24 protein-coding genes are annotated in these 23,553 nt (G+C 70.6%); 18 read left to right on the top strand and 6 right to left on the bottom strand.

The annotated features are described in order from the left end of the window. Positions 1–105 precede the first annotated feature (105 nt). Complete coding sequence (gene ligD, locus LBW94_RS34410; protein ID WP_416277011.1) at positions 106–1,089, bottom strand: non-homologous end-joining DNA ligase; 984 nt, start codon at positions 1,087–1,089, stop codon at positions 106–108. A gap of 153 nt (positions 1,090–1,242) precedes the next feature. After that, positions 1,243–3,327, bottom strand: coding sequence for a RecQ family ATP-dependent DNA helicase (locus LBW94_RS34415; RefSeq protein WP_225060599.1), 2,085 nt, complete (start codon positions 3,325–3,327; stop codon positions 1,243–1,245). A gap of 228 nt (positions 3,328–3,555) precedes the next feature. On the opposite strand from LBW94_RS34415, the gene LBW94_RS34420 reads away from it, so the two are divergent. After that, the gene (locus LBW94_RS34420) at positions 3,556–4,038 is read left to right on the top strand and encodes a hypothetical protein (RefSeq protein ID WP_225060600.1); all 483 of its coding nucleotides are present in this window, start codon (positions 3,556–3,558) and stop codon (positions 4,036–4,038) included. A gap of 11 nt (positions 4,039–4,049) precedes the next feature. On the opposite strand, the gene LBW94_RS34425 is transcribed toward LBW94_RS34420, so the two are convergent. Then, the gene (locus LBW94_RS34425; RefSeq protein ID WP_225060601.1) at positions 4,050–4,256 is read right to left on the bottom strand and encodes a hypothetical protein; all 207 of its coding nucleotides are present in this window, start codon (positions 4,254–4,256) and stop codon (positions 4,050–4,052) included. Between the two features lie 121 nt (positions 4,257–4,377). Here LBW94_RS34425 and LBW94_RS34430 point away from each other — a divergent pair, with 121 nt between their 5' ends. Next, on the top strand, positions 4,378–5,220 hold the full coding sequence (locus tag LBW94_RS34430) for a family 43 glycosylhydrolase (RefSeq protein WP_225060602.1): 843 nt from the start codon (positions 4,378–4,380) through the stop codon (positions 5,218–5,220). A 23-nt stretch (positions 5,221–5,243) separates the two neighbouring features. On the opposite strand, the gene LBW94_RS34435 is transcribed toward LBW94_RS34430, so the two are convergent. Continuing rightward, the gene (locus LBW94_RS34435) at positions 5,244–6,002 is read right to left on the bottom strand and encodes a maleylpyruvate isomerase family mycothiol-dependent enzyme (RefSeq protein ID WP_225060603.1); all 759 of its coding nucleotides are present in this window, start codon (positions 6,000–6,002) and stop codon (positions 5,244–5,246) included. 300 nt (positions 6,003–6,302) lie between these two features. Here LBW94_RS34435 and LBW94_RS34440 point away from each other — a divergent pair, with 300 nt between their 5' ends. From LBW94_RS34440 to LBW94_RS34465, 6 genes are all read left to right on the top strand, one after another. Continuing rightward, on the top strand, positions 6,303–7,343 hold the full coding sequence (locus LBW94_RS34440) for a glycoside hydrolase family 172 protein (protein WP_225060604.1): 1,041 nt from the start codon (positions 6,303–6,305) through the stop codon (positions 7,341–7,343). Between the two features lie 67 nt (positions 7,344–7,410). After that, complete coding sequence (locus tag LBW94_RS34445) at positions 7,411–8,424, top strand: zinc-dependent alcohol dehydrogenase family protein (RefSeq protein ID WP_225060605.1); 1,014 nt, start codon at positions 7,411–7,413, stop codon at positions 8,422–8,424. Continuing rightward, the gene (gene xylB / locus LBW94_RS34450) at positions 8,421–9,824 is read left to right on the top strand and encodes a xylulokinase (protein WP_225060606.1); all 1,404 of its coding nucleotides are present in this window, start codon (positions 8,421–8,423) and stop codon (positions 9,822–9,824) included. The genes LBW94_RS34445 and xylB overlap by 4 nt, the downstream gene beginning before the upstream one ends. A 99-nt stretch (positions 9,825–9,923) precedes the next feature. Further along, positions 9,924–10,835, top strand: a complete 912-nt coding sequence (locus tag LBW94_RS34455; RefSeq protein ID WP_225060607.1) for a TIGR03564 family F420-dependent LLM class oxidoreductase — start codon at positions 9,924–9,926, stop codon at positions 10,833–10,835. 1 nt (position 10,836) lies between these two features. After that, entirely contained in the window at positions 10,837–11,250 is a 414-nt protein-coding gene (locus LBW94_RS34460) for an MmcQ/YjbR family DNA-binding protein (protein ID WP_225060608.1), read from the top strand. Positions 11,251–11,309: 59 nt separating this feature from the next. Further along, complete coding sequence (locus LBW94_RS34465) at positions 11,310–11,969, top strand: class I SAM-dependent methyltransferase (RefSeq protein WP_225060609.1); 660 nt, start codon at positions 11,310–11,312, stop codon at positions 11,967–11,969. Here the strand turns inward: LBW94_RS34465 and LBW94_RS34470 are convergent, their stop codons facing one another. Then, positions 11,970–12,638, bottom strand: coding sequence for a class I SAM-dependent methyltransferase (locus LBW94_RS34470; protein WP_416277012.1), 669 nt, complete (start codon positions 12,636–12,638; stop codon positions 11,970–11,972). Positions 12,639–12,712: 74 nt separating this feature from the next. On the opposite strand from LBW94_RS34470, the gene LBW94_RS34475 reads away from it, so the two are divergent. Together LBW94_RS34475 and LBW94_RS34480 are read left to right on the top strand one after the other, a co-directional pair. Beyond that, the gene (locus LBW94_RS34475; RefSeq protein ID WP_225060611.1) at positions 12,713–13,594 is read left to right on the top strand and encodes a helix-turn-helix transcriptional regulator; all 882 of its coding nucleotides are present in this window, start codon (positions 12,713–12,715) and stop codon (positions 13,592–13,594) included. Positions 13,595–13,604: 10 nt separating this feature from the next. Next, a complete protein-coding gene (locus tag LBW94_RS34480) occupies positions 13,605–13,874 on the top strand; it encodes a hypothetical protein (protein WP_225060612.1) in 270 nt (89 codons plus the stop codon). Positions 13,875–13,917: 43 nt separating this feature from the next. Here LBW94_RS34480 and LBW94_RS34485 read toward each other — a convergent pair whose 3' ends face one another. Next, positions 13,918–14,769 carry a ribokinase gene (locus LBW94_RS34485; protein ID WP_225060613.1) on the bottom strand — a complete coding sequence of 284 codons (852 nt, stop codon included), beginning with the start codon at positions 14,767–14,769 and terminating at the stop codon, positions 13,918–13,920. 181 nt (positions 14,770–14,950) lie between these two features. Here LBW94_RS34485 and LBW94_RS34490 point away from each other — a divergent pair, with 181 nt between their 5' ends. From LBW94_RS34490 to LBW94_RS34525, 8 genes are all read left to right on the top strand, one after another. Then, positions 14,951–16,222, top strand: coding sequence for a glutamate-5-semialdehyde dehydrogenase (locus tag LBW94_RS34490; protein WP_225060614.1), 1,272 nt, complete (start codon positions 14,951–14,953; stop codon positions 16,220–16,222). Positions 16,223–16,381: 159 nt separating this feature from the next. Then, complete coding sequence (locus tag LBW94_RS34495; protein WP_225060615.1) at positions 16,382–17,263, top strand: AAA family ATPase; 882 nt, start codon at positions 16,382–16,384, stop codon at positions 17,261–17,263. A 107-nt stretch (positions 17,264–17,370) separates the two neighbouring features. Then, positions 17,371–18,717, top strand: coding sequence for a vWA domain-containing protein (locus LBW94_RS34500; RefSeq protein ID WP_225060638.1), 1,347 nt, complete (start codon positions 17,371–17,373; stop codon positions 18,715–18,717). Positions 18,718–18,782: 65 nt separating this feature from the next. After that, positions 18,783–19,454 carry a nicotinate-nucleotide adenylyltransferase gene (nadD, locus tag LBW94_RS34505; RefSeq protein ID WP_225060639.1) on the top strand — a complete coding sequence of 224 codons (672 nt, stop codon included), beginning with the start codon at positions 18,783–18,785 and terminating at the stop codon, positions 19,452–19,454. 31 nt (positions 19,455–19,485) lie between these two features. Next, the gene (gene rsfS, locus LBW94_RS34510) at positions 19,486–19,884 is read left to right on the top strand and encodes a ribosome silencing factor (protein ID WP_225060616.1); all 399 of its coding nucleotides are present in this window, start codon (positions 19,486–19,488) and stop codon (positions 19,882–19,884) included. 56 nt (positions 19,885–19,940) lie between these two features. Continuing rightward, complete coding sequence (locus LBW94_RS34515; protein ID WP_323138011.1) at positions 19,941–20,618, top strand: histidine phosphatase family protein; 678 nt, start codon at positions 19,941–19,943, stop codon at positions 20,616–20,618. A 1,066-nt stretch (positions 20,619–21,684) separates the two neighbouring features. Further along, complete coding sequence (octT, locus tag LBW94_RS34520) at positions 21,685–22,569, top strand: diglucosylglycerate octanoyltransferase (protein ID WP_225060641.1); 885 nt, start codon at positions 21,685–21,687, stop codon at positions 22,567–22,569. A gap of 43 nt (positions 22,570–22,612) precedes the next feature. After that, a complete protein-coding gene (locus LBW94_RS34525) occupies positions 22,613–23,446 on the top strand; it encodes a DegV family protein (protein ID WP_225060617.1) in 834 nt (277 codons plus the stop codon). The last annotated feature ends 107 nt before the right edge of the window (positions 23,447–23,553 follow it).

Genomic DNA, 23,553 nt, shown 5'->3' on the forward strand with positions numbered 1-23,553 from the left:
GCGACACCCGCCGCGGTATCCGTCCAGGCGGGTGGCCGGATGAGGTTCGCTGGCCAGATTAGCGGCGGGTGCGAAGGCGTGCCCGGCGGTGGGTTGCCGCGGAGGTCACTCGTCGGTGCCCGGATCCCTGTCGGCGTCGGCATCCAGGTCGACCTCGAGCCGATCCCGATCGGCCCACTCCAGCAGCTGATCGAGCTCGAAGACGGCCTCATCGATGCCGGCGTGCAGATCACCGAGCCGGGCATACCGGGCGGGCACGGTGGCGATGGTGAAATCGTCCGGCTCGACATCCGGGATCTCGTCCCAGCGCACCGGTGTCGACACCGTCGCCGCAGGAATGCCGCGCACCGAATAGGCGGCCGCGATGGTGTGGTCGCGCGCATTCTGGTTGTAGTCGACGAACAACAGCCGCGGGTCGCGGTCGCGCCGCCACCAGGTGGTGGTGACATCGTCGGGCGCGCGGCGCTCGACCTCGCGCGCGAACGCCAGTGCGGCCCGCCGCACGTCCTGGAACCCCCAGCGCGGCGCGATGCGGACATACACGTGCAACCCCCGCCCGCCGGAGGTCTTCGGCCAGCCGACCGCGCCGATCTCGTCGAGCACCTCCTGCACCACACCCGCCACCCGCTGCACCCGCGACCACGGGCAATCCGGCATCGGGTCCAGGTCGATGCGCCACTCGTCGGGCTTCTCGGTGTCGAACCGCCGGGAGTTCCAGGGATGGAATTCCACCGTGCTCATCTGAACTGCCCAGATCACATCGGCGAGTTCGGTGACGCACAGCTCGTCGGCGTGCCGTCCGTAGCGCGGGAAGTAGACCCGCACGGTAGGCACCCAATCCGGCGCTCCGGCGGGCAGCCGCTTCTGATGTACCTTCCCGCCGGGCAGACCCTTCGGAAACCGGTGCAGCATGCACGGCCGGTCGCGCAACGCGTTGACGATGCCGTCGCCCACGGCGAGGTAGTACTGGACGAGGTCGAGTTTGGTCACCCCGCGCTCGGGAAAGTACACCCGATCGGGATTGGAGATCCGTACCGTGCGGTTCCCGACGGGTAACTCGATCGCCGGTGCCGCGGACTTTCCGGCCACGCGCCTCACCATACCGGCGACCGCCGCCGATCACCGCCGCTCCGTGACCGGCCCGTTGCGTGCGTGGCCGCTCGGCCTCGATGGCTGTGAGTTGCACACCGTCCGCCCCAGCGTTCGAGACCGGCGGGTTCGTATTCGGTGCCGGGCATGTGGTCAGGACGGGATGGCCAGGGCGAAGGGCAGTACCGCGGGGGCGCCGGCGAGGCGGAGGGTGTGGGCGGCCAGGGTGAAGGTCCAGCCGGTGTCGGTCTGGGCGTCGACCAGGAGGACCGGGCCGTCGAGGCCGGTGAGGTCGGGGGGTGTCCAGATGTCGAAGAGGGCGGCCACCCGGTGGGCCGAGTTGGCGGCGGTGACCGGGCGGCGGTCGGGGCGGGTGGGCAGGGTGCCGAGATCGCGGAGCCTGCCGACCCGGGCGAGGCGGGCGGCGAGGTCGGCGGTGAGCTTCGGATGGGTGGGGGAGTCCATCGCGAGCACGGAGGTCGGGCGGCGCGCCCAGTTCCATTCGCGCAGGACGGCGACGCAGGCGTCGAAGACCGCGTCGGGAACCGGGCCGTCCGGACCGTCGAGCAGGGTACGCAACCGCTGACCCCAGCCGAGATCACTCAGGCGACCCAGCACCCGCCCGGGTTCGGCGCCGTCGGAAATCTTGCCGGACAACGGAACTCCGAGCTTCGCCATGCCGGTGGGCCATTGCTTGCGGGGTGCCAGGTCGATGCCGGGGCGGTCGAGCCGGGTGCGGATGGCGGCCAGATCGGTGGCGTCGACGGTGGTGTCGGTGCGGGTGCCGGTGCAGTTGTCGCAGCGACCGCAACTGCGGCCGTCGAGGCTGGGATCGTCGAGTTGGGTGCGCAGGAAGGTCATCCGGCATTCGGTGGTGGCCTGATACTCGATCATGGCCTGCTGCTCGGCTTCTCGCGCCACGGCCAGCCGCTCGTAGCGTTCGGTGTCGTAGACCCAGGGGGCGCCGGTGGACAGCCAGCCACCCCGCACCCGGCGCACGGCGCCGTCGACGTCGAGCACCTTCAGCACCATCTCCAGGCGGGAGCGGTTGAGCTCCACCAGCGGTTCCAGCGCCGTGGTGGACAGCGGGCGGTCCGGGTCCAGGGCGGCCAGCACCTCCCGCACCACATGTTCGCGAGGGAAGGCGACCGAGGCGAAGTAGCTCCAGATGCGCTTGTCCTCCGGGCCGGGCAGCAGGACGACCTGTGCGTTGTCGGTGCCGCGCCCGGCCCGGCCCACCTGCTGGTAGTAGGCGATGGGGGAGGAGGGTGCGCCGACATGGACGACGAAACCCAGATCCGGCTTGTCGAAACCCATGCCGAGGGCAGAGGTGGCGACCAGCGCCTTGACCTCGTTGCCGAGCAGCGCCTGCTCCAGCAGCTCCCGTTCCGTCGGATCGGTCTGGCCGGTGTAGGCGGCGACCCGGTGACCGTGCGAACCGAGGACATCGGCGAGATCGTGTGCGGCGGCGACGGTGAGCGCGTAGATGATTCCGGACCCGGGCAGGTCGTGCAGGCGGCGGCTGAGCCAGGCGGTGCGGGCCACCGCATCCTCGATGCGGACCACCGACATGTGCAGTGACTCGCGATCCAGACTGCCGCGCAGCACGAGCGTATCGGTGCCGATCTGGGTGGCGACATCGGTGACCACCCGATCGTTGGCGGTGGCCGTGGTGGCCAGCACCGGGACCTCACTGCCGAGATCGGCGATCAGGGTGCGGATGCGGCGGTAGTCCGGCCGGAAGTCGTGGCCCCAGTCGGAGACGCAATGGGCCTCGTCGATAACCACCAGGCCGGCGTCGGCGGCCAGCCTCGGCAGCACCGCATCGCGGAAATCCGGATTGTTGAGGCGTTCGGGGCTGACCAGCAACACGTCGACCGCACCCGCGGCGACCCGGGTGTGGATCTCGTCCCATTCGGTGACGTTGCCGGAGTTGATGGTGGCCGCGACCACGCCCGCCCGCTGAGCGGCGGCCACCTGATTGCGCATCAGCGCCAGCAGCGGCGACACGATGACCGTCGGCCCGCGCCCGGCCGCGCGCAGCAGTTTGGCCGAGACGAAATAGACCGCCGATTTACCCCAGCCGGTGCGTTGCACGACCAGCGCGCGACGCCGCTGCACGACCAGCGCCTCGATGGCCGTCCATTGGTCCTCGCGGAGCCGGGCGGTGGGCCCGGCCAGCTCGCGGAGCAGTGCTTCGGCGGATTCGCGCAGGTCGGTGATCGTCACGCGGTCCATCGTGCCGGACGGTACCGACATCCGGCGAGCGCCATGGCACAGCCGCACCCGCTTTCATATCCCGCACTCCGTGCGAGGGCCGCGCACCCGTTCCAGGTGACCTTCGGAACATCCTGCGGGCGTGAGAATTTCGTGCGCAGCCCGGCATTTTCCGGATCGACCCCGGACAATGGGGGTCGCGGACAGGATTTTGCGGGTTCGGACCGGCGCTGTGAGGGAGGACGGGCGATGCCGAACAAGTTCGAGTCACCGGCAGGCTGGTCCCCGCCCGGGGCCGAATTCCAGAATCAGCGCAGTACCGGCCGGAACCTCGGTGGCGTGCTGTTCGGGTTGCTGGTCACCCCGATCGGCATCGCCTTCGCGGCCAAGGGCGGCGCCGACATCCGCTACTGGGTGATCGTGGGCGCGGTCGTCGACCGCTGGACCGCCGCCCTGGAGATCGTCGTCGGCGGCCTGCTGCTGATGGTGGTGGCCGTACTGGCGGTGTTCTCGCCGCTCGGGACCGTGGTGGCGAGCCTGGTGTGGGGCATCTTCCCGGGCATCCTGCACATCCTGTTCCCGGACGACAGCTTCCGGCTGATCTCTTCGCTGCCCTTCACCGACAGTTCGATGCTGGTGGCGCTGTACGCCTGGGTGAGCTACGGTTTCGCGCTGATCACCGGGTTCATGCTGCTGGGGGCCGGATTGGTGGGCGTGCTGCGCCGCCGGTGACATGGTGGCGGTCAGGACAGATCGCGGAACGTCATCACGAAACCCGTTGTGGCGAGCAGGAACAGCACGATGTAGGCGATCACCCGCAACGCCGCCCACGGCAGGTCGTGGACCCACAGGCCGCTGATCATGACCGTCAGCAGCAGCGCCACACCGTACAACGGTGTGCGGCGCGGGTGCAGACCTCGGCCGAAGCGCCCGGTGCCGGGTGATCCCATACCGCCTCCTCGCGTCGATGCCGTCGACTCCGGCCTACCCCATTTCCGGGATCCGGCACGGGCCGCCGGTCGCGGCGGCGTGTCGCCGAGCTGTGGCGCGCCGGCGCGGGACCGTGGACCGATGCGCGTGTCCGCGGGCCCGTTCCGGCACCTCTACGATCCGAGCGCCGGGCGGGCCGAATCCTGGTACATCAACGATCACACTCTCGTGAGGGACGCCACGGGCCGCTGGCACCTGTTCGGGATCACGCATCCCGAGCCCGCCGATCCCTGGCACGAGATCGAATTCGCCCATGCCACCGCCGAGCGCCTGCACGGGCCGTGGACCACCCGGCCGGCGGCGCTGCGCACCGATCCGAGCCGCGGCGAGACACATCTGTGGGCTCCCCACGTGATCGCCCGGGACGGAACGTATTTCATGTTCTACGACGGTGGCGGGCCGGATCGCACCGCGACGGCGATGTGCCTGGCCACCTCCACCGACCTGTTCCACTGGACCCGTCATCCGCACGGCCCGCTGTTCCGGGACGGTTACGACGCCCGCGACCCGATGGTGTGCCGCATCGGCGACCGCTGGGTGATGTTCTATTGCGCCACCGACGATCCCGCCGGTGGCCGGCACATCGTCGCGTACCGCACCAGCGCCGATCTGGTGCGCTGGAGCGATCGCGGGATCGCCTGGACCGATACCGCCACCGGCACCGGGGCGGGACCGACCGAATCACCGTTCGTGCTGCGCCACAACGACTTCTGGTACCTGTTCATCGGCCCGCGGCCGGACTACGTGGGTACCGAGGTGTTCCGCAGCGCCGACCCGCTGCACTTCGAGCGGGCCGGGCGCGCCGGGCACATCGCCGCGCACGCCGCGGAGATCGTACGCGACGACGACGGGAGCCGGTGGATCACCAGCGCGGGCTGGGGGCGCGGCGGTGTGTGGCTGGCCCCCTTGCTTTTCGGTGACTGACGTTCGGAACCTGGTGCCGGCGTTCAGAATTGGGTGCGCGCCAGCCAGGTGGGCAGCACCGCCGCGTCGCCGGAGACGGTGAGGACGGGGCTGTCGGCGGGGATGCGGCCCAGCAGCAGCAGATACAGATCGACGGCCGCGCCCCGCACGGTCGCGGTGGCCGGCTCGGTGCTGTCGGTCCAGCCGATGCTGTCCTCGGTGCGCCGCACCGACCACGCGTCGCCGGTGTCGGTGGCCTGCAACAGCAGGCTGGTGCCGTCGTCCAGCGGGTTGCGGAAGCGCGCCGAACCCATCTCCAGCAAGCCCAGGAATTCCTCCAGGCCGTCGGCGCCCAGCACCGGATCGATCGAAACCGGTTGTCCCAGCGCCAGTAGCGCGTCCGCACGGTGGCCGGTGTTCTCGTGCAACCGCCGGCGGATCCACCACTCGGCCGGGCGCAGCGCCCCGAACGGCGTCCACACCGGCACGTCGCGGCCGGTCGCGTCCACGGCGTCGATCACGGCGTCGGCGGTGGGCCGGAACCAGCCGTCGACCTCCGCCGGATCGCGTGGCCGCCGCACATCCGGGACGTCGGCGAACTCGACCCGCTCGGTGGACCGCAGGGTGATCATCCGGGCCGCCCAGCGATGCCCCCCGCCGACGTGGGCGAGCAGATTCTTCAGCCGCCAGTCGCCGCAGGTCGGGATCGGTGTCTCGGGATCGGCGTCGCGATACAGATCGCCGAGCAGGTCGTTCTCACTGCGCAGCGCCTCGCGGATCACTGCGGTGTCCAGTGGTTTCATACCTCCGACGGTAGTTCAGTGGCCGAGGCCCGCCAAGACATCGGCGCCGGTGGGTCTGCGCCACCTGCCGGGCACCGCCGCGCCACCTCGTCGGGCACCGCTGCGCCACCTCGCCGGGTAGTGCTGGGCCACCTCGGCGAGCATCGCAGGGCCACTCCGCCCGGCGGCGCTGCGCCACCAGCAGGCGCTGCCGGGCGACCCGCCTGAGGCTGCTGTGCGACCCGCCGGAGGCTCTGTGCGACCCGCCGGGCGCTGCCGCCGAATCCCGCCGCGGGGTGCGGTCACCGTGTCAGAATCGGCATGGTGCACGAGATATGGCGGTTGGACCAGGCGCGCACCCGCTCGATCTCCCCGGAGAACCCCACCGGGGCGCCGGGTGCGGGCGGCCGCGCGGTGACCGGGACCGGTGCCGCGGCGGCCGCGGATCTGGGTGTCGGCTGGAAGGTGTCGCCGTCGGTCGACCTGGCCGCCGGGGCCACCGCCACCCTCGCGGACGTCATCGGGCCCGGTATCGTCCGGCACTTCTGGCTGACCACCGATCGCGCTGTGCTGCAACAGTTGACGTTGCGGATGTACTGGGACCACGAGCCGGAGCCCGCGGTGGAGGCGCCGCTGGGCGCGTTCTTCTGCAACGCCTGGGGTGAACTGGCGCACGTGAATTCGGAGATGGTCGTGGTCGCCCCGGCTGGTGGCCTGAACAGCTTCTGGCCCATGCCCTTTCGCGCGCACGCCCGGATCACCCTGCACAACGGCGGCGATCGGGCGGTGCCGGTGTACTACCAGCTGACCTATCTGGAACAGGATGTGCCCAGGGCCGCAGGTTATCTGCACGCCCGCTGGCGGCGGCGGGCTCCGCTGGGGCGACCGGCGGTGCACGCCGTCCTCGACGATGTGCCCGGACCCGGGCGCTACGTCGGCACCTATCTGGCCATCACGCCGAACGCCCCCGGCTGGTGGGGCGAGGGGGAACTGAAGTTCCACCTCGACGGTGACACCGAATTCCCGACCATCTGCGGCACCGGCACCGAGGACTATTTCGGTGGCGCCTGGAATTTCGACCTCGACGGCCGGTACCACACCTACTCCACCCCCTACCTCGGGTTGGTGCAGGCCCTGCCCGCCGACCGGATCTATTGCCCCGAGCAGAGGTTCGGCATGTACCGCTGGCACGTGCGCGACCCGATCTGCTTCGACCGCGGACTGCGGGTCACCCTCCAGGCGCTGGGCTGGCGGGACAACGGCCGGTATCTGCCGCTGGAGCAGGCCGAGGTCGCCACCCTCGCGCTCTGGTACCAGCACCGTGCGGTCACCGGCCGGCGGCACGCCACCCTGCCGATCTGAACACATCCGGGCAACACATCGCGGGGAAACGGTCCGCGCCACATTGCTGTGGGTGCACTGTAGGAATATGCGCGCCCTGGTCATCGACGAGCCCAGCCGGTATGCGATCCGGACCCGGCCCGATCCGGTCCCCGGACCGGGTGAGGTGGTGGTGCGGGTCGAGGCCGTCGGCATCTGCGGCACCGACCTGCACATCGTTGCCGGGGAGTTCCCGCCCACGCCGTACCCGATCGTGCCCGGACACGAATTCGCCGGTGAGGTGGTCGCCCTCGGCGCCGAGGCCGAGACCACCGGGATACGGGTCGGCGATCGGGTGGCGGTGGACCCGTCGCTGTTCTGCGGTCGCTGTCACTACTGCGCGATCGGCCGCGGCAACCTGTGCGAGAACTGGGGTGCGATCGGCGACACGGTCGACGGCGCCATGGCCGACTTCGTCAAGGTGCCCGCCGTGAACTGCCACCGGCTGCCGACGCACGTACCCGCCACCCACGGCGCGCTGGTCGAGCCGTTGTCCTGCGCGGTGCACGGATTCGACCTGCTGCCAAGGCAATTGGCGTCGCACTACCTGATCTACGGGGCGGGCACCATGGGCCTGCTGATGCTGCAACTGGCGATGGCGGCCGGAGCGGCGTCGGTGTCGGTGGCGGATGTGAACGCCGACCGGCTGGCGGTGGCCCGCACCCTGGGTGCGAATGCGGCGGTCACCACCGCCGACGACCTGGACCGGCCGGAGGGCTGGGAGATCGTGATCGACTGCACGGGTGCGATCGCGGCCATCGAGGACGGGCTGGGCCGGGTTCGCCGCGGTGGCACGTATCAGCAGTTCGGGGTGGCGCCGGCCGAGGCCAGGGCGGCGGTGTCGCCGTTCCGGATCTACAACGACGAGATCCGCATCATCGGGTCGATGGCCGTACTGCACAGTTTCGGCCGGGCCGTCGACCTGCTGGGCCAGGGTGTGATAGACGCGGAAACCATGATCACGCACGACTTTCCGCTCACCGAGTTCGACGAGGCGTTGCAGACGTTCCGGGCCGGGAGCGGTCGCAAGATCCAGCTCCGCCCCGCCGCCCGGGGGCGTTGATGCTGGTCGCGGGGATCGACTCCTCCACCCAATCGTGCAAGATCGTCGTCTGTGACGCCGTGAGCGGGAAGATCGTCCGGCAGGGCCGGGCCGCACATCCGGACGGTACCGAGGTGCCCGCCGAAGCATGGTGGTCGGCGCTGCGCGAGGCAGGCGCGGGTGTGCTCGACGGAGTCGCGGCCGTCGCCGTCGCCGGGCAGCAGCACGGCCTGGTGGCCCTCGACGCCGCCGGTGCCCCGGTGCGGGATGCGTTGCTGTGGAACGACACTCGTTCGGCGGCCGCGGCCGCCGACCTGGTCGCCGAGTTCGGCGGACCGGGGGCCTGGGCGGATGCGGTCGGCAGTGTCCCGCTGGCCGCGCACACCGTCGCCAAGCTGCGCTGGCTGGCCGACCACGAGCCGGAACACGCCGACCGGGCGGCGCGGGTGCTGTTGCCGCACGACTATCTCACCTGGCGATTGCGCGGCGGCACCACGGATCTCGCGCCTACCACCGATCGCGGCGACGCCTCCGGCACCGGGTACTGGTCGCCCGCGACCGGCGCCTATCGAGCGGATCTGCTGGCGCTGGCCTTCCGGGGCCGCACGCCCGAACTGCCGCGAGTGCTGGGCCCGGCCGAGGCGGCCGGATACACCCCCGATTCCGTGCCGATCGCTCCGGGAACCGGCGACAATGCCGCCGCCGCACTGGGTTTGGGGATCGCCGCCGGTGATGTGGTGGTATCGCTGGGCACCAGCGGCACCGTCTTCACCCGCAGCCCGCGGGCCGGTGCCGACGCCACCGGCGCGATCAACGGATTCGCCGACGCCACCGGCGAATTCCTGCCACTGGTGTGCACGCTCAATGCCGCTCGCGTCCTCGACGCCACCGCCGCGCTGCTCGGTGTCGGCCACGGCGAGCTGGAAGCGCTTGCCCGTCAGTCCGTTCCGGGGGCGCGCGGGCTGACGATGCTGCCGTATCTGGCCGGTGAGCGCACCCCGAATCTGCCGGATGCCACCGGCACCCTGCACGGTCTCACCCCGGACACCATGGCCCCGGCGCATCTGGCGCGGGCCGCGGTCGAGGGCATGGTGTGCAATCTCGCCGACGCGCTGGACCGGTTGCGGGCGGCCGGGTCGGCGCCGCGGCGGGTACTGCTGATCGGCGGCGCCGCCGCGAGCCGGCTGGTGGCCGAGAGCGCGGCCCAGATCTTCGAGGTCGACGTGGCCGTTCCCGAGCCGCAGGAGTACGTCGCCCTCGGCGCCGCGCGGCAGGCAGCCTGGATGCTCGCGGGTAGCCCGGAGCCGCCGCACTGGGAGCCCGCGGCGGCCGTCGAGATCCCGGTGCCCGCCGACGGCGCAGGTCATGCGATCCGCGCTCGATACGCCGAGGTCCGGGAGCTGATGCACGGCGCCGGATGAAGGTCGGCGCCCGGAATGTCCGTAGTCCGTGCGGAGCGGGAATAGGCTGCTCGCGACGATCGGTTCACCCCTGATCTTTCCAGCGACACGGAGGCATTCATGCGCATCGGCATCATGCTCGATCAACCCAATGGACCGGACGCGCTACGCACCCTCACCGCGGACTTGCAACTGGCCGCCGACGAGGGGTTCCAGTCGGCGTGGTTGTCGCACATCTTCGGCATCGACGCGCTGACGGCGCTGGCCGTGGCGGGCAGCCGGGTGCCCGATATCGAGATCGGCACGGCCGCGGTGCCCACCTATCCCCGGCATCCGGGCGCGCTGGCGCAGCAGGCGCGCACCACCGCGCTGGCGGTCGGGCCGGGGCGGTTGAGCCTCGGGATCGGCCTGTCGCACAAGATCGTGATCGAGAACATGTTCGGGTACGACTTCGAGCGCCCGGCCCGGCACATGAAGGAGTACCTGGCGATCCTCGGGCCGCTGCTCGCGGACAAACCCGTCTCGTACACCGGCGAGACCTTGCGCGCCAACCTCGCCCTGTCGGTGGCGAACGAGGATCGGATCCCGGTGCTGCTGGCCGCCCTGGGGCCGCAGATGCTGAAACTGGCCGGCCGGGAGAGTGACGGCACCGTGCTGTGGATGACCGGGCCCGCCACCGTGCGTGAGCACATCGCCCCGGTGGTCACGGCCGCGGCCGCGGCGGCCGGGCGGCCCGCGCCGCGCATCGTGTGCGCGCTGCCGGTGTGCGTCACCGACGACCCGCAGCGGGCCCGGGAACAGGCCGCCGCCACCTTCGCCGCCTACAACCAGTTGCCGTCGTACCGGGCCATGATGGACCACGAGGGCGCCGCGGGCCCGGCAGACCTGGCCATCATCGGTACCGAGGACGAGGTGGCCGAACGGGTCCGGGCGGTCGGCGCCGCGGGGGCCACCGAATTCGTCGGCGCGCTGTTCATGCCCGGCGCGGACGCGGTCCGCACCCGTGCGCTGCTCATCGGACTGTCGGACTGACATGTCCCGGCGCGCCCGTATCGAGGATGTGCACGAGACGTGCCTGGCCATGCCGCACGTCACGATCGAGTACGGGTCGCGAGAGAACCCGGTCTACCAGGTCGGGCGCAAGTCGTTCGTGTTCTTCCGCACCCCGCGGCCGGATGCCGTCGATCCGGTCACGGGGGAGCGGTACCCCGACGTCGTCCTGATCTGGGTGCCTTCGGAATCGGACAAGCTCGCCCTGGTACAGGATCCGGACTCGCCGTTCTTCACCACCTCGCACTTCGACGGCCACCCGTCGGTGTTGGTGCGCGGCAGCCGGATCGGCGAACTGGACCGCACGGAACTGGTCGAGATCGTGCAGGACGCCTGGCTGTCGCGGGCCTCCGCGACCCGCGCGAAGCGGTGGCTGGCCGAGCATCGGCCGCAATGAGCGCACCCGTCCGGCGCGGCCCTTGACCTCGAGTCCACTTCAGGATGCAGGCTGGTGGCATGACACAGGTACCGGAGTTCTGGAACACCGTCTACGACAACGACACCGCGCCCTGGCTGATCGGCGAACCGCAGCCGGCGATCGTCGGCCTCGAAGCCGCGGGCCTGATCCGGGGCCGGGTGCTCGATCCCGGCTGCGGCGGTGGTGAGCACACCATTCTGCTGACCCGGCTGGGTTACGACGTGCTCGGTGTCGACCTGTCGCCCAGCGCCGTCGACTACGCCCGCCGCAACGCCGCCGAGAAGGGGGCGGCCGGGGCCCGCTTCCAGGTCGTCGACATGCTGCGGATCGGCGCCGACGCCGAGGCGGCGGGCGCGCTGGGACGATTCGACACCATCGTCGACAGCGCGCTGTTCCATGTGTTCCGCGAGGATGCGGTGGCACGGGCCGCATATGTGGACGCCCTGTCCGCGCTCACCCTGCCCGGCAGTGTCGTGCACCTGCTCGCGCTGTCGAATGCCGGGCCCGGCTTCGGACCCCGGATCAGCGATACCGTGATCCGCGAATCCTTCACCACCGGTTGGGATATCGAGGAGTTGCGGGCCACGAGCTATCGGGGCCGCGCCGATGTGGTGCCTGCCGAGACCGTCGGCCTCCCGGTGGCCGCCGACGGCACGGTGGAGGGTGCCGCCTGGCTGGCCCGCATTCGCCGGCGGTGATCAGTGCTCGGGCCGGGTGGCCTGATAGAAGGTGACGCGGCCCATCACCCGATGGGGCACGGACGCGACCTCGCGGCAGTCGAAGCCCGCGGCCCGCAGCAGCCGCGGGATGCCGTCGCCGGCGTTCTGGGCGGCGTGGCTGTTGCGCAGCATGAGGCGGCCCAGCCGGCCGTCCGACGGGGTCGAGTGCCCGCCGATATCCAGAATGTGCAGGCGGCCGCCGGGCCGCAGCACCCGCAGCGCCTCCGCGGCGGTCGCGGCTCGGGTGTCGGCGTCGAGGTGGTGCAGCATCAGCGACGACAGCACCCGGTCGAAGGCGCCGTCCGGAAACGGGAGCTCCTGGGCGAAGGCGCGCCGGAAGTGGATCCCGTTCAGCCCGTGCATCTTTCGCTGTGCCCGGCGCAAGGCCTTCGGATCGGGGTCGGAGCCGGTCACCTCGGCGGCGGGCTGGGCCTGTTTGGCTCGGAGGGTGAGATTGCCGGTGCCGCAGCCGATTTCCAGCACGCGCTGGCCCGGTTCCAGTGCGGCCTGCTCGACCAGCCGGGCGTGCAGGGCGCCGGTGTCGAGCATCCGGCTGAGCAGATCATAGGTCGGCAGCAGTGCGTGCAGTCCGGCCGCGGGCAGGTAATCGTGTTCGTGTACCGCGGAATTCGGATGATGTTCGGTCAAGACTCCCATGGTGGAAGCGCCGGGACGGCGGTAGTGAGCCGATTCTCGGCAGAAATGGGACTATCTTCGGTTTCATGACCGAGGTGAGCCGGGTGGTGCGGCACCACCGCGGCGTGCCGGTACACGACTATCCCGTCGATCCGGTCACGCCGCCGGTGCTGGTGATGCGGCCCGACCCGGGCCGGTTTCCCGACGTGCGGCCGCACATCCACGATTTCCCGGCGCTCTGGTACCGGCGGCAGCCCGGCGTGGTCTACGTGGTCGCCGCCGGGGCGGTGGTGGACGCCGGCGCGGTGCACGCCGCGGATCAGGGCGCCGGTGTGTTCTTCGATCCGGTGATACTGGGCGGCGCGGGCCGGATGCCGTGGCCCTCCTGGCGAGCGCATCCGCTGTTGTTCCCGTTCCTGCACGGCCGTCCCGGTGGCCTGCTGTGCCTGGAGATACCGCCGTCGCGGCTCGATTTCTGGGACCGCACGGTCGATGCCATCGAGGCCGAGATCCGGCAGCGCGGCGCGGGCTATCGCGAGGCCTCGACCGCCTACCTCACCCTGTTACTGGTCGACCTGGCCCGGCTGGCCGCCGATGTGGTCGGTGATCTGCGGCGCAGCGGCGAGCCGCTGCTGGCCGAGGTGTTCGAGGTGATCGACCGGCGCTTCGCCGAACCGCTGTCGCTGCGCGATGTGGCCCGGGCGGTGGGGCTGACCCCGGGCCATCTGGCCACCGTCGTCCGCCGCCGCACCGGCCGCACCGTGCTGGACTGGATCGCCGAGCGCCGGATGACCGAGGCACGGCGGCTGCTGGCCGAATCGGACCTGCCGGTCGGCGAGGTGGCGCGCCGGGTCGGCATCGCCGACCCCGGATATTTCACCAGGCTGTTCCGCCGCGGCCACGGGATGTCGCCGCGGCAGTTCCGCGGCGGTCAGGGTTCACGGGCGCTGTCCGCGGCGGAAATATAGACTCCCGCAGGTGACCCAGAGCCGTAGAGTCCAAGCCCAGCAGCCACGGCGCGGCAGCAGGCCCGCCGCCTACGAGGGCGGGCCCAGCGGCCGCGCCGGTGCGCCCGCCGGGCGTCGCCGCACCTTCGGCGCTCCGGATCTGTTCGTCTACTTCCCGGTCGCCGGGATTCTGCTCGCCGCCGGTCTGGTCGCGACCATCGGCGCCTCGATTCTGCTGGGTGTGGTGCTGGTGCTGATAGCGGTGGTGCTGGTGGTCTTCGACTCCTGGGCGAACCGCTGAGCGAGCGGGCGCGGCGCTGACCGGGCAGGTGGCCTCCGGGGCGTCACGGCAGGGCCCGTTCGATCTCGGCCCGGGACGGAATGGCCACGCTCGCACCGAGTTTCGTCGTCGCGAGGGCACCGGCGGTACAGGCCCAGGTCAGCGCGGTCTGTGGGCCCTCGTGCCAGTGCGCGGCCAGGACGCCGGTGAAGGTGTCGCCCGCGCCGGTGGTGTCGACGACCCGCACCGCGATGCCCGGATGGCTGAACTCGCCGCCGGGGCCGCGGTACCGGGCGCCCGCGGCGCCGCGGGTGACCACCAGATGCGGGACGGCCTCGAGCACCGCGCCCAGCCGCCGCGCCTCGCCCTCGTTCACGATCGCGATATCGACCGCGGCCCACATCTCGGTTGGAAGATCTTGTGCCGGTGACGGATTGAGCAGCACGGTGGTGCCGTGCGCCCGCGCGTGCCGGGCGGCGGTCAGGACCGTGGCCACCGGGATCTCCAGCTGGCACAGCAGCACGTCGGCCTCGGCGATCGCGCGCAGGTCGGCCGTCGACAGCTCGCTCAGCCCGGCGTTCGCGCCACCCACGACGATGATGCTGTTCTCGCCGGAAGAGTCGACCACGATCGAGGCGACCCCGCTGGGGCCCGCCAGCGAGCGCAGCCGTCCGATCCCGACCCCGGCCTCCGCCAGCACCTGCCGTAGTTCGCCGGCGAAGACGTCGTCGCCCACCGCGCCGACGAATTCGACCTCGGCGCCCGCGCGGCTGGCCGCTATCGCCTGATTGGACCCTTTGCCGCCGGGTACGGACTCGAACCCCGAACCGAGCACCGTCTCACCCGGCTGCGGCCGCCGCGCGGTCGTCGTGACCAGGTCCATATTGATGCTGCCCACCACAGCGATCCTCGCCATGCTCGCACCCTAGCCCGACGCCGGGCCGCCGCGGCCCGGTCGGATCACGCGCGCACCCGGTTCTGGAAATCGCACATCTTCCCGGCCGTGTCGGGTGTGAAAACGCCATCGAATCCGGGGACGGTGTGCGGCTGTGCCGTCGCCGTAGGAAAGGGCCGGGCCGGTCAGTAGGCTGGTCGGCATGACTGCTCCCACTGCCACCGAATCGGACCAGGACGTCCGCGCGGTGGTGCACGACGCGGCGCGGCGGGCCCGGGTGGCGTCGCGCACGCTCGCCCAGTTGACCACCCAGGCCAAGAACACCGCGCTGCACGCCGCCGCCGATGCCATGCTCGCCGCGAAGCAGCGCGTGCTCGCCGCCAACGCGGAGGACATCGAGATCGCGAAGGCCGGTGGCACCGCCGAGTCGCTGCTCGACCGGCTGCGGCTGACCGAGGCCCGGCTCGACGGCATCGCCTCCGGCCTGCGGCAGGTGGCGACCCTGCCGGATCCGGTGGGCGTGGTGGTGCGGGGCTCGACGCTGCCGAACGGCTTGGAGATCAAGCAGGTCCGGGTGCCGCTGGGAGTGGTCGGCATGGTGTACGAGGCCCGGCCGAACGTCACGGTCGACGCGTTCGGGCTGGCGCTGAAGTCCGGCAACGCGGCGCTGCTGCGCGGGTCCTCGTCGGCGGCGCGGTCGAATGCCGCGCTGGTCGAGGTGCTGCGCGCGGCGCTGGCCGGCCAGGGCGTGCCCGAGGACGCGGTGCAACTGCTGCCCAGTGCGGACCGTTCCAGCGTCACCCATCTCATCCAGGCCCGCGGCTTGGTCGACGTGGTCATCCCGCGCGGCGGCGCCGGGCTGATCAATGCGGTCGTCCGCGACGCACAGGTGCCCACCATCGAGACCGGCACCGGTAACTGCCACGTCTACGTGCACGCCGCCGCCGATCTGGACATGGCCGAGGCCATCCTGCTCAACTCGAAGACCCGTCGCCCCAGCGTCTGCAACACCGCCGAGACCGTCCTGGTCGATCGGGCGGTGGCGGAGGTCGCCGTGCCGCGGCTGATCGGCGCGCTGGAGCAGGCCGGAGTCACCATCCACGGCGATCTGCCGGGCCTGGTGCCGGCCACCGACGAGGATTGGGCCGACGAGTACCTCTCGCTCGACATCGCCCTCAAGGTGGTCGACGATCTCTACGCGGCCGTCGAGCACATCAATCATTGGGGCACCGGGCACACCGAGGCCATCGTCACCGGTGACCTCCGCGCGGCTCGCGAGTTCACCGCTCGGGTCGACGCGGCGGCCGTCATGGTCAACGCGTCCACCGCGTTCACCGACGGCGAGGAGTTCGGATTCGGCGCCGAGATCGGCATTTCGACGCAGAAACTGCACGCTCGCGGGCCGATGGCGCTGCCGGAGCTCACCTCCACCAAATGGATCGTGTGGGGAGACGGGCAGACTCGTCCGGCCTGAACGGGAGAGTGCTCGACGTCACACCGGGTATCTCACAGACCGGGTCTGTGTGTAACTTCGAGAGTGGAGTTCTTTACGGTGCATACCTTATGTGTGCGCCGCGGCCCGTGAGCCGGCAATGTGTAGGGAGTGAGTGATCGCTCACTCCAAAGGAGGACCGTGACGGTGCAGAGCGCAGTGCACGAGCCGATCTTCACCTCGGTCGACGATGTGATCGACCGCTTGGCGACGACCGGCTATCTGGCCGACAAGGCGACAGCCACCTCGGTGTTCCTGGCCGACCGGCTGGGCAAGCCGTTGCTGATCGAGGGCCCGGCCGGTGTCGGCAAGACCGAGCTGTCGCGCGCGGTCGCGCAGGTGGCCGATGCCGAACTGGTGCGGTTGCAGTGCTACGAGGGCATCGATGAGGCCCGCGCGCTGTACGAGTGGAACCACGCCAAGCAGATCCTGCGTATCCAGGCATCGAGCGAGTCCGGCTGGGAGGAGACGAAGTCCGACGTCTTCAGCGAGGAGTTCCTGCTGTCGCGGCCGTTGCTGACCGCGATCCGGCGGGCCGACCCCACGGTGCTGCTCATCGACGAGGCCGACAAGGCCGACGTCGAGATCGAGGGCCTGATGCTGGAGGTGCTCAGCGACTTCGCCGTCACCGTGCCCGAACTGGGCACCATCACCGCCACCCGGCGGCCGTTCGTGGTGCTCACCTCCAACGCCACCCGCGAACTGTCGGAGGCGCTGAAGCGGCGCTGCCTCTATCTGTACATCGACTTCCCCGCCGAGGAACTCGAGCTGCGCATCCTGGCCAGCCGGGTGCCGGAATTGCAGCCCGCGGTGGCGGCGCAGCTGGTACGGATCGTGCATGTGCTGCGCGGCATGCAGTTGAAGAAGCTGCCGTCGGTCGCCGAATCCATCGACTGGGGTCACACGTTGCTGGCGCTCGGGACCAAGGATCTCGACGACAAGACCGTGCGCGCCACCCTGGGCGTCGTGCTCAAACATCAGAGCGACCATCAGCGCGCGCTGTCCGAGCTGAAGCTGGCGTGATGTTCGGCGGCAAGGCCCGGCCGGCGGCGCCGCCGAACGCCACCGACACCGTGCTCGATCCCCCCGAGCACGGCCTGTCCGGTCACCTGGTCCAATTCGTGGAAGCGATGCGCGCCAAGGGAATTCCGGTGGGCCCCTCGGAGACGGTCGATGCCGGTCAGGTCCTCACCGTGCTCGATCTGATGGACCGCGAGATGTTGCGGGAGGGGCTGGCGTGCTCGCTGCTGCGGCGGCCGTCGCAGCGGGCCACCTTCGACGGCCTGTTCGATCTGTGGTTCCCGGCTGCGCTGGGCGAGCGCACCGAGGCCATGGATGTGGAACTGCCCCGGACCGCGGACGGCTCGGTCGACATCCAGGCGCTGCGCCGGATGCTGGCCGAACTGCTGGCCGCCGATCCGACCCCGGAACAGCAACGGCAACTCCAGGCGCTGGCGGCGCAGATGGTCGAGCAGATGGGCCGGTACGACTCGCTGAAGGGGCCGTCTTTCTCCGCCTATCAGACCCTCAAGGACGTCCAGCCCGAGGTGCTGATCAGCAAGATCATCGCGGGACTGGCTGCGGGCCTGGACGATTCGGACTTCGATACCGAGGTCGCCCGGCGCGCGGCCCGGGAGCGGGTGCAGCGGTTCCGCGGCACCGTCGAGGCGGAGACCCGTCGGCGCGTGGCGGAACGCCTGGGCCGGGAACGGGTTTCGTCGTACGGCGTGCAGCGGCAGGCGGAAGACGCGGACTTCCTTCGCATTTCGGAGGCGGAGCTGGCCGAGCTGCGCCGCAGCAGTCAGCGGCTGGCCCGGGTGCTGGCCTCGCGGCTGGCCGCTCGTCGCCGGCGCTCCCGGCGTGGTGAGATCGATCTGCGCAAGACGCTGCGCAAGTCGATGTCCACCGGCGGTGTCCCGATCACGCTGGCCACCCGCAAACCCCGGCCGGGCCGCCCGGATCTGGTGCTGCTGTGCGACATCTCCGGATCGGTGGCCGGTTTCTCCAGTTTCACCATGCTGCTGGTGGATTCGCTGCGGGAGCGGTTCTCCCGGGTGCGGATCTTCGCCTTCGTGGACCGCACCGACGAGGTGACCCACCTCTTCGATCAGATCACCCCGCTGGACCAGGTGACCCGGCGCATCTTCACCGAGACGAACGTGGTCGGCATCGAGGGCCACTCCGACTACGGCACCGCGCTGAAGGGCTTCGCGGCGGACTTCCCCGACGCCGTGACCAGCCGCAGCTCGCTGCTGATCCTCGGCGACGCCCGCACCAACTACCGCGATCCGGCGCTGGGCACCCTCGAACAGCTGGTGGATACGGCCAAACACGCGTACTGGCTGAATCCGGAGGCGGAGAAGATGTGGGGCACCGGTGATTCCGCGGCCCAGCGGTACGCGCGGGTGATCGAGATGCACGAGTGCCGTTCGGCCCGGCAGCTCACCGCCGTGGTGAGCCGCCTGCTACCGGTCTAGCCGGGCGGGATGAAGCTGATGCCGGGTTTGTGGCATGTTGTCCGTTCGGCCGGGCCCGAGCGCGGATGGCCGGGTCGGTAAGCTCGACGGTTGTGCAAGAGACAGGCCGGCGCAAACTGGGCGTGATGGGTGGCACCTTCGACCCGATCCATCACGGTCACCTGGTCGCGGCCAGCGAGGTCGCCAACCGCTTCGATCTCGACGAGGTGATCTTCGTCCCCACCGGGCAACCGTGGCAGAAGACCGCCAAACAGGTCAGCGCCGCCGAGGACCGCTATCTGATGACCGTGATCGCCACCGCCTCCAACCCGCGGTTCTCGGTCAGCCGGGTCGACATCGACCGAGGTACGCTCACCTACACCGTCGACACGCTGCGTGACCTGCAACGACAGTATCCCGATGCCGACTTGTACTTCATCACGGGTGCGGACGCGCTCGCCAACATCCTGACATGGCAGGATTGGGCCGAGTTGTTCGAGCTGGCGAAATTCGTCGGCGTGAGCCGACCGGGGTACGAACTGAATATCGATCAACTGGAGCAGCACCTGCGGGACAGCCCGCCGGATGCGCTCACCGTCATCGAGATCCCGGCTCTGGCGATCTCGTCGAGCGAATGCCGGCGCCGCGCCGCGGAGGGTCGCCCGGTGTGGTACCTCGTCCCGGACGGCGTCGTGCAGTACATATCGAAGCGGCACCTCTACGTGCCGGGAGGGAACGGAAAGGTGGCACAGGCATGAGAGGTCGGGCGCGACGTCGAGGCGTCGCCGTATGACGGCGACTACCGGTGCGGTCGAGATGGCCCGGGTCGCCGCGCGGGCGGCCGACGAGAAACTGGCCGTCGACGTGGTGGTGCTCGACGTCTCCGAGCAATTGGTGATCACGGACTGCTTCGTGATCGCCTCGGCGCCGAACGAGCGGCAGGTCAACGCCATCGTCGACAACGTCGAGGAGAAACTACGGCTGACCGGGCACAAGCCCGTCCGCCGTGAGGGCACCCGCGAGGGGCGCTGGGTGCTGCTCGACTATGTCGAGGTCGTCGTGCACGTCCAGCACAGCGACGAGCGCAGTTTCTATGCGCTGGAGCGGCTTTGGAAGGACTGCCCGGTGGTCGAGGTCGACGGGCTCGGTGGTCCGCAGCCTGCGGACGGCACCGGAGAGCCCGCGTGAACCTGGTTCCCGACGACGGGGCCGCCCCCGTGCAGTACGACGACGAGTCGCCCGAGATCGGCCTCGCTCGTCGCGCGAGCCGCCATGCCCACGTGCGGCGGCTGGTCCTGCTCCGGCACGGACAGACCGAATGGAACGCCTCCGACCGGATGCAGGGGCAGATCGACACCGATCTCAGCGAGGTGGGGCGGCAGCAGGCCAAGGACGCCGCCCGCGAGCTGGTGTCCAGCGACGCCATTGCCATCATCTCGTCGGATCTGCGGCGGGCCTACGACACCGCGGTGGCGCTGGCCGACCACACCAAGGTGGACGTGGTGCGCGACCCGCGGCTGCGGGAGACCAGCCTCGGCGAGTGGGAGGGCCTGACCCACCACGACGTCGACGCCCGCTATCCGGGCGCTCGGCTGACCTGGCGGATGAACGCCGGCTTCACCCCGCCCGGCGGGGAGAGCAAGCTCGAGGTGGGCGCCCGCGCACTGCCGGTCGTGAGCGAGCTGTTTGCCGCGCGCGCCGACTGGCCCGGCCGTACCATCATCCTCGTCGCGCACGGCGGGCTGATCGCCGCGTTGACCGCTGCGCTGCTCGACCTGCCCCGCGAACACTGGCCGATCTTCGGTGGACTGGCCAATACCAGCTGGGTGCAGCTGAGCAGCCACGGTCCCAGCTTCGAGCAGCCCGGGTGGCGACTCGATGTTTGGAACGCGGCGGCGAAGGTAGCACCTGATGTCCTCTGAGAACCTGTCTTCCGACGACCGGGACGAACCGGTCCGGCAGGTGACCGATGAACTGCTCCGCAAGGCGTCCGAGGGGCCGGTACGGCACCTCCCGGACGCGCTGTTCGGCGGACCCACACCGGAAACGGCTGTGCGCCGGGCCGATCGGCCCGACGCCGACCCCGGCGTGGTCTCCGACGAACTGCTGCGCAAGGCCTCCAGCGGGCCGATTCGGCAACTGCCGGACCTGCTGTTCGGCGGCCCGGCGTCGGAGCCCGTTGCGCGGCACCGGGATTCCGGTGCGGTGGTGACCGGGCGCGGCGACGTCGGCGGCGACACGGCCGGGGCCGGTCCGCCGGATGCCGAGGGCAACTTACCCACGGCCCCCTCGCCGGGGGCCGGAGACACTGATTCGAACAACGAAATTCTCGGTACGGCAGCCGTTTCCGCTGCCCTCGGGGCGGCCGACGCGGCCGCCCCGGCCGGCAACTCCGGCGGCGCATCGGCCGCCGGGGATACCGGTGCCACCACCGTGGCCTGCGATTCGGATGCCGCCACCGGTGCGGTGCCGGATGGTGCTGTCGTCGTGCGTGATTCGGTGCTGTCCGATCACGCGCGCGACCGCGCCGACCTGAACGAAGACGAGGTGGTGCCCATGTCCGGCGACTCGATCGACGCGGTCGCGGGAGGCGATGGTCCGATCGCGGTGCGCGATGCGGATACTGCCGAGGCACCGGAATCCGCCGTGGGCGCGTCGGACAGCGCGGATGGCGGTGTGGGGGCGCCTGTTTCGGCCGCGCAGTCGGTGCGGGGCGACGATCACGAACTTTCCGGGGGTGTCGAGTTGCCAGATGCCGATGCGTCGCTGGCCGATGCACAGCTGGCAGTGCCCGTGGCTGCCGTCGATGCGGTTGCGGCGAACACCGACTCCGATGTGGGGCCGGCCGATGCCGATGTGGTTGTGACGGTTGCCGACACGCATGGGCAGTCGGCGGTCGCCGACGACGCTTCGACGGCCGGCGGCGAGATGACTGATGCTGATGCCCAGGTCGCTGCCCATGTGCTGGTGGCCGATGCCGACGTGACGATGGTTGCTCGTGCGGTTGCGGCCGAATCCGATGCGCCGGTGACCGTGGCTGCTGAGTCCGGCGCGGTTGCCGATGCGGTGACCGGAGGTGACTGCGCGGTGTTCGGCGACGAGACGCTGGTTGCGGGTGAGACCGAAACCAGCGGGCGCGCTGGAGATTCCGAGCGGCCGGTGTTGATCGTGATCGCCGATTCGCTGTCCTATTACGGGCCGAAGGGCGGACTGCCCGCCGATGACGGCCGGATCTGGCCGAATCTCGTTGCCGCGGAGCTCGACTGGGATGTCGAGCTGGTCGGTCGGGTGGGCTGGACCTGCCGGGATGCCTACTGGGCGCTGATCGGTGACCCGCGGGTGTGGGCGGCGGTGCCGCGGGCGGGTGCGGTGGTGTTCGCCACCGGCGGTATGGATTCGCTGCCCTCCCCGCTTCCGACGGCGCTGCGCGAGTTGATCCGCTATGTGCGCCCGCCGGGGCTGCGGCGCGTCGTGCGCGGCGGCTACCAGTGGTTGCAGCCGCGGCTGTCGAAGCTGGGCCGGCCGGTGGCGTTGCCGCCGTCGGTCAGCATCGACTATCTGGAGCAGTCGCGGAAGGCGCTGTCGCAGTTGCGGCCCGAGTTGCCGGTGGTGGGTGTGCTGCCGTCGGTGCACATCTGCGACGCCTACGGCCGGGTGCACGCCGGTCGCGAGCCGGCGGTGGCCGCGCTGGCGGAGTGGTCCGCGAAAACCGCTGTGCCGTTGGTCGATCTGGGTGAGGCCGTCCGTGATCACGTGTTCGCCGGTGAGGGCAATCCGGACGGAATCCATTGGGGCTTCGAAGGTCACGCCGCCGTCGCCCGGTCCATGGTGAAGGTGCTGTCGGAGGTGTGCGCCACCGAGGACCCGGCGTGAGCGGTCGTGAACCGATGACGATCGTGCAGAGGGCCCGGTAGGCGTGGCTGTCGTGGTGGTGACGGATTCGTCCGCGAGCCTGCCCGCCGAGCTCTGCGACGAGCTGGGCGTCGTCGTCGTGCCGTTGCACGTGCTGGTGGACGGCCGGGAGGTGACCGATGAGGACGAGATCGACTACTCGTCCGCGACGGTGACGACCTCGGCCCCCTCCCCGGGTGAGCTGTGCGCCGCCTATCGGCGGGCGCTCGCGCTCAGCGACGGCGACGGCGTGGTGGCCGTGCATCTTTCGCGGCAGCTGTCGGCCACGTGGGAGTCCGGCCGGCAGGCGATCCAGGAATTGGACGCGGGTGACCGGGTGCGGCTGGTGGATTCGCTGAGCGCGGGCCTGGGCACCGGACTGGCGGTGCTGGCGGCGGCGCGGCGGGCACACGAAGGCGGTTCGCTGAAGCGGGTTTTCGAGGCCGCGGAGTCGGCGGCGGCCCGGGGACGCGCGTTCATCATGGTCAATCGCACCGAGCAACTGCGGCGCGGCGGCCGCCTCAGCACCGCCGCGGCGTTCTTCGGCACCGAACTGGTCACCAAACCGCTGCTGCAACTGGTCGACGGCCGGTTGGAGCTGCGGGAGAAGGCGCGGACCCGCTCCAAGGCGTACGCGAAACTCGTTGCGGCGGCGGTGGATGCGGCCGGTGCGGAGGGTGCGGCGGTCGCGGTGCAACATCTCGGCGCCCCCGACGCCGCGGAGAACATCGTCACCCGGCTCACCGAACTCGTCCCCGGCATCCACGAACTGATCACTGCCGAATTCGGCCCCAGCCTGGCCGTCCACCTCGGCCACGGCGCGGTCGGTGTGCTGGTGGTACCAGGCGGCTGCGACTGAATCCACCGCCCCGGTGGCTCGGACGCCGGGCGTGTTGTCCACAGCCGGGGCACTGTCCCCAGTCCACTCGAATCCGCTGGTCGGCCCCGGGGCTGCCGGCTGTCGGT

Origin of the sequence: Nocardia sp. alder85J, from assembly GCF_020176955.2 — a bacterium.
GTDB lineage: Bacteria > Actinomycetota > Actinomycetes > Mycobacteriales > Mycobacteriaceae > Nocardia.